Genomic DNA, 9,699 nt, shown 5'->3' on the forward strand with positions numbered 1-9,699 from the left:
ATAATAGAGCTCATGAATAAGTGATGAAATTTCAAAATATTAGATATGGTGGAGTAATTTTATGGATATGATTTTTGGTCTTTTAGATGAGTAAATTTCGCTTAATTATGATCTGAGAAGATAAAAATCAAATATAAAAAAATAAAAGGCCAAAATAAGAAACTTTATTTTTATTCTTTTAGAAGGTGAGAATGGATGTCCGGTTTTTCCCCCGCAGATGATGTCAGATTAAAATACCACTCAGTATTAATTATTCTTTCATAGAGGGGAGTAATTTGCCTCTGTTACTGTAATGGCGGAGATCAGCGGAGAACTGTTCCTTGTAGTACAGAAAACGGCAGAAGACCTTTAACCAGTTTTCTAATCTTAGAAGTCAAAGTTAGGAGTCACTCAAAAGAATTAAAAACAGTCTCAAAAAATACGACTTCATGAAATCTTGTAATCAAGTATTTCATTTTGGCCTAAATCGGAGTTTTGGCAGGTCATGACAATAAAACCTGAATTTGAGTTTGCACTGATTGTTGTTGAAAAATAATACAATTTTTACATATAAAATTATTCTGAAGCGGTTTTGATTTTTCTTTAAAAAAATGTGATAACCTGTGCGACTACATTCAATTTTCCTGACTGAAAATAAACGAAATATTTTAAAAGTCCAGGATATTTCAGACGTAGTTTTCTGATTTGGCATCTAGCCGATTTCCTTATTTCACAGTAGAATATGCGCTCTCTCAAGTCACATTGTGGCATGGTTGTTCAGACCATCCCGTGGAGCCAAAATCAGCATGTTTATCGTTGCCGGTGCACCCGCACATTCTTCTTTTAAGAAAACTCAACTATTATCGCGTTTGACGTCAATTAGTTCTGTTCAATCAATTGAAAGTCAATGGGTCTACCTCTTTGACCAAGCGCTCAGCGAGCAACAACAGCAATCAGCTTTACAGCTTCTCAACGATGGTCAATCTTTTGAATTGCACCAGGCTGCAAGTGATGAAATCCAGATTTTAGTCACACCGCGCGTCGGAACCATCTCTCCTTGGTCCTCTAAAGCGACGGACATTTTCAAAAACTGTAATACGCCGGTTCATCGACTTGAACGCGGCGTTTTATTTACTTTGAAGGGCGTAAAAGAGCTTTCTAAAGAAGCATTGCAAGTACTTCACGACCGTATGACCGAAAGCGTATTCAATGCGATTGAAGATGCTGCGGTATTATTTGTGGAAACTGCGCCAAAACCACTGAACTCGATTGATATTCTGGGTGAAGGTAAAGAAGCACTTGTAAAAGCCAACAACGAGTTTGGTTTTGCATTATCAATGGATGAAATTGATTACCTGACTGAAGCTTTCATCAAGCTAGGCCGTAATCCAAATGACATCGAACTGATGATGTTTGCTCAAGCCAACTCTGAGCATTGTCGTCATAAAATCTTCGGTTCAGAATGGACGATTGATGGTGAAGTTCAGCCATTGTCATTGTTCCAGATGATCAAGAACACCTATAAAGAATCACCAACAGACGTATTGTCGGCTTATAAAGACAACGCTTCGGTGATTGTTGGTTCGGATACCCAGCGTTTTTATCCAACCCAAGAAGACAATGGTCATCAAGTTTATAAATACAAGAGCCAGGCCGCGCATATCCTGATGAAAGTGGAAACCCACAACCATCCAACTGCGATTGCACCATTTGCCGGTGCAGCGACAGGTTCAGGCGGTGAAATCCGTGACGAAGGTGCGACCGGTCGTGGTGGTAAGCCTAAAGCAGGTTTAACCGGCTTCACCGTATCTAACCTGAATATTCCGGGCTTTGAACAGCCTTGGGAAGAAAACTACGGCAAACCATCGCGTATGGCATCGCCGTTACAAATCATGATTGAAGGCCCATTGGGTGGTGCTGCGTTCAATAACGAATTTGGTCGTCCAGCTTTAAATGGTTACTTCCGTACTTTTGAACAAAACGTCAATGGCGATGTTAAAGGTTTCCATAAGCCAATCATGATCGCTGGTGGTTACGGAAATATCCGTCCAGATCACGTTGAAAAAGATCCGATCTTACCGGGTGACTTATTGATCGTGCTCGGTGGTCCAGCCATGCTGATCGGTCTTGGCGGGGGTGCTGCATCTTCTGTAGATAGCGGCAAATTGGGCGAGAACCTTGATTTTGCCTCAGTACAACGTGAAAACCCGGAAATGGAACGCCGTTGCCAAGAAGTGATCGATACTTGCTGGCGCATGGAAGACCACAACCCAATCGTGTCGGTACATGATGTCGGTGCGGGTGGTGTATCAAATGCCATGCCTGAACTGGTGAATGATCACGAATTGGGTGCGGTGCTAGATCTTCGTAAGATTCCATCTTTAGAACCTGGCATGTCGCCAATGGAGATCTGGTCAAACGAAGCGCAAGAGCGCTATGTATTAGCGATTCGTCCATCTTCTTTAGAATTATTTGAATCAATCTGTGCGCGTGAACGTTGTCCGTTTGCAGTACTAGGTGAAGCGACTGAAGCACGTCACTTAACCGTTGAAGATCCATTGTTCGGCAACAAGCCAGTGGATATGCCAATGCAGGTGATGCTTGGCGGTACTCCACGTATGAGCCGTACCTATGAAACGATTGAACGCAAAGGCGATGATTTTGACGCGGCTAAAGTCACAGATCTGAAAGATGCGATTTATCGCGTTCTTAAAAACCCGACTGTTGCTTCTAAATCATTCCTGATCAGTATTGGTGACCGTTCGATTACCGGTATGGTCGCACGCGACCAAATGGTAGGTCGCTGGCAGGTTCCTGTTGCGGATGCTGCTGTGACAACTACAAGTCTTGTCGGTTACACCGGTGAAGCAATGGCAATGGGTGAACGTCCTCCAGTAGCCTTGTTGAATCCTGCTGCGTCTGCACGTTTGTCTGTGGCTGAATCGATCTCGAACATTATGTCTGCGAAGATTGAAAAAATCAGTGATATCAAATTGTCTGCAAACTGGATGGCTGCTGCGGGTCAACCGGGCGAAGACCAGGCGCTATTCGAAGGCGTGAAAGCCATCGGTATGGAAATGTGTCCTGCACTCGGTATCGCGATTCCAGTCGGTAAAGACTCATTGTCTATGCGTACTACTTGGAATGACGAAGGTGAAGACAAGTCTGTGACTTCACCAATGTCAGGCGTGATCACTGCATTTGCACCAGTGACTGATGTGCGCCAAACATTGACTCCAGAATTGAAAAACCTTGAGTCTGTGCTTGTTCGTGTTGATCTGTCTAAAGGTCAGTTCCGTTTAGGCGGTTCGATTCTGGCGCAGGTATACAAAGCGATTGGTTCGGTTACTCCTGATGTGGATAGCTTCGATGATTTCAAGGCATTCTTCGCATTGGTTCAAGACTGGAACAACCGTGGCTTAATCAAAGCGTATCATGACATCGGTGATGGTGGTTTATTGGCAACTGTTGCAGAAATGATGTTCGCTTCACGTCTTGGTGTCGCACTTGAAGATCAATCTGTTGCTTCATTGTTCGCTGAAGAAATCGGTGTAGTTCTGCAAATTGCCAAAGCAGACTGGGAAGATCTACAAGCTGAAGTTGCAGCATCTACGCTTAAAGATGCAATTGCAGTGGTGGGTACTGTAAATAATTCTGACCAATTGTCTGTAAATGGTCTGGTACTTGAACGTGCTGATCTGCAAGTGGCATGGACTGAAGTTTCTCATCAAATCCAGCGCCTGCGTGACAACGTACAAACTGCGGATCAGGAATTTGCTTTAATTACCGATAAAGCGCACAAAGGTATTATCGCCCAACCAACATTCGACTTGAATGAAGCGATTGAAGCACCATTCATTAACTTGCGTCGTCCAAATATGGCAATTCTACGTGAGCAGGGTGTCAATGGTCATATCGAAATGGCTGCAGCATTTGACAAAGTGGGCTTTAATACCGTTGACGTACATATGAGTGACTTGCTGGCAGGTCGTATCAGCCTGGATGATTTTGAAGGTCTGGTGACGTGTGGTGGCTTCTCGTATGGTGACGTGATGGGCGCTGGCGGCGGCTGGGCGAAATCCGTATTGTTCAATGCTAAATTACGTGACCAGTTTGAGAAATTCTTTAACCGTCAAGAAACCTTCTCGCTGGGTATCTGTAACGGCTGTCAAATGTTGTCTCAATTGGCTCCGTTAATTCCGGGTGCGGATGCTTGGCCACGTTTCCATCGCAATACGTCTGAAGTATTTGAAGCGCGCGCAGTGAACGTTCGTGTAGAAAAATCGAATTCAGTATTGTTACAAGACATGCAAGGTTCGATTCTGCCAATCGCTGTGGCGCATGGTGAAGGTCGTGCAGTTGCAACGGCGGAAAACTTTGCTGCATTGAATGCATCGAATCAGGTTGTTCTACGTTATGTAGATAGCCATGGCAATGCAACTGAACAATATCCATTGAACCCGAACGGTTCACCAGAAGGTATTACCGGTGTAACGTCTCAGGATGGCCGTGCAACGATTATGATGCCGCACCCTGAACGTAACTTCCGCGCGATCCAGCATTCATGGAAACCAGAAGACTGGGATCAGGATGGTGCTTGGTTACGTATGTTCCGTAATGCACGTAAATTTATTGGTTAATTCACTTTAGCTTGAAAAAGGGTTGCGCAAGCAGCCCTTTTTTATTGCAAAAATTACCGGAATAGCGGCAAAACTGGAAAATCTTTCAGCTTTTGTTTAAACTAGCTTCATCAATTGCCACCTTTAGGTGGCTTTTTGTTTTTTAATTTTTTTAATTTTCTTTTTCCCTACGGACTTGGTTTAGATTTTGCTTTCATATTGTATATAAAGTGCTATGGTATGTTTTATGCACAACTTTATTGCACTATAAAAGAAAGATGGAATAGATCGGTTCAGTATCAATTCTCAAAGATGAGGTGATGACATGGCTAAGACGCTCAGAATAATGGATAGAACAGAATTACGTCAGAAAGGTTGGTGGTTATTTGGTTTTGTTGTTGGCCTACAGGTACTGTTCTTGGTAGGTAGTTATTTGCTACAGGGTTCTTGATCAACAGATTTAAAAAAGCCACCGAGAGGTGGCTTTTTCATTTTTAAAATTATATATTTGTTGAAAATGGGTGAAAAATATAAGATGGATAATCAGGAAAAATTAATAAAAATAGAAACTATTCAGAATTTACTTATAGCTCATGCTACAGGTAGTAATGAAAATACTAGCGAATATGAAACTTTAAGATTCTATTTATTAAAAGAAGCTGATATTAAAAATTTATTACCAAAATACATTCTAACGTATAGGAATCTACAGCAATTTTGGCAATTTATTAAATTTGAATATGCAACATATGCTGAAAGACGGGATTTCATTTGGAAGTCCTTTCAACCCATATTAGAAAAACTAGAATTTAGTAGTGAAGTCCCTTCTGATCAAATTATAAAGAATGTCGTTCAAAATATAGATTCAGATTATATCCATACAATCTGGAACAAAGCCTTAGAAAGAAGAACGACTGATCCAGATGGTGCAATTACTCTGTCTAGAACTCTTTTAGAGTCAACATGCAAACATATCCTAGATGAGCTAAGTGTAGAATACGGTAATGCTCCAGATATAAACCAGTTGTATAGATTAGTCAGTAGTAATTTAAACTTGTCTCCATCACAGCATACAGAGCAGGTATTTAAGCAAATCTTAGGTGGCTGTAGTGCGATAGTTGAAGGTTTAGGCTCATTAAGAAATAAAATCAGTGATGCTCATGGTCAAGGCAAAAATAATGTGAAGCCTTCTCCTAGACATGCTGAGTTTGCAGTAAATTTAGCAGGAACAATGGCAGTTTTTTTATTTTCTACTTGGGAAATGAAAAAAGAAAAGATATAAAAAGACTACCCTAGGATAGCCTTTTTTATATTTACTTAAACACGGCTATACATGGTACAGAGCTCTTTTTCTTCACGCTCAATACGTTGCACCAATGCAGAACCAATCGCTTCATATTCTTCTTTAAATTCAGCAGCAGATGCACGGTTTACCCCAAAATCCATCCAGTGATCTATAAACTTAATCACAGTCCGCTCAATGACACGCATTTCCTTTCTAAACTGACGTAAAGATAAAAATGCCTGGCTTTGTTCTTTTAAGCCTTGTTCCAAGTAACCATAAAACTTGATATTTTCAGCATCTAAATGCGCTTTAAAATCTTGTTTAAATTGAGCTAATTGATCAGGCAGTAAATGATATTCCTGTAGATTTAAAGAATTGCCAATGTTGCCGTACAGATTCAGAAGTTGTTGGTGATCTAGTTCCAAATGTTTAATCAGATTCGGATAAAAAGGAATACCCACATCATCATGTTTAGAGGTGGTATCAATCGAGTGACGATTACCCAAATCTAGCGCCGTTTCATTTTGTGGATTGTCCGCTTTGGATGGGTTAAATCCATTGAAAAGTGATGAAAATAACTGTTTTAACCAATTAAATAACATTGGGGGAAATCCTGAATTTAGATTTTATTTTCAAATCAAGATCATCCATTCTTTTGATTTGAAAACATGAAATTTTTGCGTTTAAGTGTTTCAGGCCGGAATGTCATTGGCATTGCATTCGCGGTATCAATGAGAGGATCAAAAGTTGAAGTTAAGTTTTCGACCATTCCTAAAGCCGTCGAATATCTGGGAGAGATTTGCCATGACATGTGCTTACTTCACAACGAACATTATCTTGCTGGCTGAGTGCGGGAGAATTTGAACCACAGATCAGCAAAATGAATGTGTCCTAGCTATACAAGGCAGAACAGTATGACTGAACCTGAATGAGGTAAATTACACTGTATTAATGTGAAATTTATCACAAAATCAATTGTATATGTGCATTGGTATTGGAAGGAATCGTTGCGATTAAATAAGTTTTAATCAATCAGGGAGTTTAGGAAAGAAATTTTAGAACAAAGTGGCTTCAAGAAAAGCTGAGAGTCAGTATATGTCATTATTTTAAAAGCATAAAAAACCACCCGAAGGTGGTCTTTTCAAAACTTATTCATTAAATAACTAGCTGAACCTGTTTGAGTACTGCTTTTAACGTATTTTCATAATCAAAAGCTTTATTGGTACTGTCCTGATAACGCCAAGCCACATAACCATCCGGACGAACCAGTACTGCACCAGATTCATGAATTTCAGACTTGGCATTCCAGGTTCCATACACATCACGATAGTCACGTGAACCAATCTGAGTCACATCCAGATATGGCAAATCCAATGCTTCTGCCGCCTGTTTCCAGCCTTTACCGGATAAACCTGTGAGCAGGGTAAAACGACCTTTACCCGTAATATCCAGTGTCGACTGCTTTTGACCTTTGGCATTGATCAGCCAGGTATGCGGAACTTTAGCACCCGGGCGAGTCGTTGCCTGTAAATAAAGCTGTTGATCTCGCTCAAATCTTTCAGGCTCAGATTCGCTAATCACTGCATTGGAGCTATATCGTTGGTTCAGCTCTACACCTTGTGCATTAAATTCGAAGTTTTTAATTTCCAAAGCTTCAAACAGCTTTTTGCGGATTTCAGCACCTTGCTCATCTTCCGAAAAAATACGTTCCAGCATTTGTTTTTGTGTAGTCACACCATTGTCAAAACCAAAGACTTCTTTCAGGTATTTATAATCAAAACGTGATTGATTCGCTCGCGCCACAATTTGCTTGCCGACCGGTGCACGCTCAGTCGTATAGGAATCCAGCAGGGAAGGTGGTTGTCAACGGCATTCTAAAATTGACCCCTTTTACCTTACAAATGGCAAAGTAAAATTGACCCCTTTGATCTCGTATTAAGTTTCAACCTGCGGCTGAATCCCAATTCTTTTTTTATCCTTCAAACGATAACTCTCACCCGATATCTGTACCACATGACAGTGATGTAATAGCCGATCTAACATCGCAGCGGTCAACGTGACATCATCCGCAAATGACTTAGACCATTGGCTAAAGGGTAAGTTACTCGTCAATATCGTACTGCCTTTTTCATAACGCTTGGCAATCACGTTAAAGAACAGATTCGCTTCTTCACGTCCAAATGGTAAATAACCAATTTCATCGATAATCAGTAACTTTGGTCCCAGTACCGCACGCTGCATATAGGTTTTCAATTTACCTTGCTGATAGGCTGTACTCAGTTGCAGCATTAAATCCGCTGCGGTAATGAACTTGATCTTAATGTTGTTCATGATGGCCTTATAGCCTAATGCCATAGATAAGTGCGTTTTTCCTACTCCGCTAGCCCCCAGAAACACCACATTTTCTGCTCTAGCAATAAAGCTCAGATTGAACAGTTCAATCACCTGTGATTTAGGGGCCCCTAGGGCATAATTAAAATCATAGTCTTCCAGGGTTTTGACTTGAGGCAGGCCTGAGAGTTTCATCAGTACCTGCTGACTGCGCTGTTGCCTGGCAGCATATTCATGCGTCAAGATCGCTTCAACAAAGTCGGCATAACTTCCATCCTGACCTAATGTTTGTTGTGCATGATGTGACCATTGTGATGCGATGGCAGGCAGATTGAGCTTTTGGCAAAGCTGCTCTATACGGTCGTATTGCAGATTCATCAGGAAACTCCCAGCAACTGGTCATATACCGATAAGGGATGCTGCAAACTCTCGTAGGGCATGACATGCTGTGCTGCTGCAACAGGTACAGTGCTGGAACCTGTATCTGATTGCGGTAATGGCGTAAATTTTTGCTGCTCTTGTTGCAGTCGAACAGCCGGTTTTTCTTGCGTGGTGGCATGAAACCGCTGATTGGCGGTTTCATGCAGCCACCGGCCAATGTGGGCATTGGCGACATCAACATCTAACAGTAAACCCGAAGTCTTCAGGCTTGCTTTCAATGGCACAATAAAGCTTGATTTGAGGTATCCATTAAAGCGTTCAACTTTGCCTTTGGTCTGTGCACGGTAGGGCTTACATACGCGAGGACGAAAGCTGTATTTCTTGGCGCAGTCGAGCAGTTTGGGGTTCCATTTATGCTGCCCCTCCTGATAGGCATCCCGTTCAATCATGATCGTTTTAGCGTTATCAAACAGGATTTCTTGAGGTACTCCTGCAAAAAACTGAAATGCATTTTCTAGACCATCGATCCATGCATCGGTACGTTCATGATCATAAAATTTCACGAAAGTCGCTCTGGAATACCCTAATGTTGCGACAAACGCTTTCAAAGTCGTGTTGTTGCGTCGAATCGTGGTGAAATCCACCTGCATTTGTTGGCCAGGTTGGGTTTCAAAACGAATGATCGGTTCCGGTTTAGCAACTGGTTTTAATGTTGCAAGATATTCCCTCAAGATCCTGATCTTTCCTGGATATCCCAACCCTAAAATTTCCTGGTAGAGCACAACAGCAGGAATCCATTCAGGATGAGCTGCGTTTACACGTTGGAGTAAATAGGGTTTATATGGGTCAAGGATACTTATTCTAGGCTGTATACGCTGATACTGAGGTGTGGTGTTTTGCCGTAAATATTTACGTACGGTATTTCTGGACACCCCCAGTTCACGAGTAATAGCTTTAATAGATTTACCTTGCTGATGAAGTATTTGGATTGTCACTGCTTGCTCCAAAGTTAACATGTTGAGCAGTCCAAAATGACCGCTATATTAACCAAGGGGGTCAGTTTTTAAATGCCATTAGGGGGTCATTTTTACACTGCCGCTAACA

At 41.6% G+C, this 9,699-nt stretch carries 7 protein-coding genes and 1 pseudogene; 4 read left to right on the forward strand and 4 right to left on the reverse strand.

Annotation, left to right across the window (positions count from 1 at the left end; genetic code table 11):
- Window positions 1-785 precede the first annotated feature (785 nt).
- The 3 genes from purL (at window position 786) to ACNPNW_RS02440 (ending at window position 5,880) form a co-directional block, all read left to right on the forward strand.
- On the forward strand, window positions 786-4,619 hold the full coding sequence (gene purL / locus ACNPNW_RS02430) for a phosphoribosylformylglycinamidine synthase (protein ID WP_448766463.1): 3,834 nt from the start codon (window positions 786-788) through the stop codon (window positions 4,617-4,619).
- A gap of 304 nt (window positions 4,620-4,923) precedes the next feature.
- Window positions 4,924-5,049 (forward strand): KGW motif small protein, encoded by a 126-nt coding sequence (locus ACNPNW_RS02435; RefSeq protein ID WP_253144109.1) that lies wholly within the window; start codon window positions 4,924-4,926, stop codon window positions 5,047-5,049.
- A gap of 84 nt (window positions 5,050-5,133) precedes the next feature.
- Window positions 5,134-5,880, forward strand: coding sequence for an abortive infection family protein (locus tag ACNPNW_RS02440; protein WP_448766464.1), 747 nt, complete (start codon window positions 5,134-5,136; stop codon window positions 5,878-5,880).
- A gap of 35 nt (window positions 5,881-5,915) precedes the next feature.
- Here the strand turns inward: ACNPNW_RS02440 and ACNPNW_RS02445 are convergent, their stop codons facing one another.
- On the reverse strand, window positions 5,916-6,485 hold the full coding sequence (locus ACNPNW_RS02445; RefSeq protein ID WP_448766465.1) for a hemerythrin domain-containing protein: 570 nt from the start codon (window positions 6,483-6,485) through the stop codon (window positions 5,916-5,918).
- A 66-nt stretch (window positions 6,486-6,551) separates the two neighbouring features.
- On the opposite strand from ACNPNW_RS02445, the gene ACNPNW_RS02450 reads away from it, so the two are divergent.
- Complete coding sequence (locus tag ACNPNW_RS02450; protein WP_448766466.1) at window positions 6,552-6,731, forward strand: hypothetical protein; 180 nt, start codon at window positions 6,552-6,554, stop codon at window positions 6,729-6,731.
- 307 nt (window positions 6,732-7,038) lie between these two features.
- Here ACNPNW_RS02450 and ACNPNW_RS02455 read toward each other — a convergent pair.
- The 3 genes and pseudogenes from ACNPNW_RS02455 to istA all read right to left on the reverse strand — a co-directional run.
- Window positions 7,039-7,740: pseudogene (locus ACNPNW_RS02455) on the reverse strand (aromatic-ring hydroxylase C-terminal domain-containing protein); the annotation flags it as partial.
- 78 nt (window positions 7,741-7,818) lie between these two features.
- The gene (gene istB / locus ACNPNW_RS02460) at window positions 7,819-8,592 is read right to left on the reverse strand and encodes an IS21-like element ISAba8 family helper ATPase IstB (protein ID WP_001053379.1); all 774 of its coding nucleotides are present in this window, start codon (window positions 8,590-8,592) and stop codon (window positions 7,819-7,821) included.
- Entirely contained in the window at window positions 8,592-9,611 is a 1,020-nt protein-coding gene (gene istA, locus ACNPNW_RS02465; protein ID WP_448766467.1) for an IS21-like element ISAba8 family transposase, read from the reverse strand. The genes istB and istA overlap by 1 nt, the downstream gene beginning before the upstream one ends.
- Window positions 9,612-9,699: the final 88 nt, after the last annotated feature.

The organism is Acinetobacter endophylla, assembly GCF_053543775.1.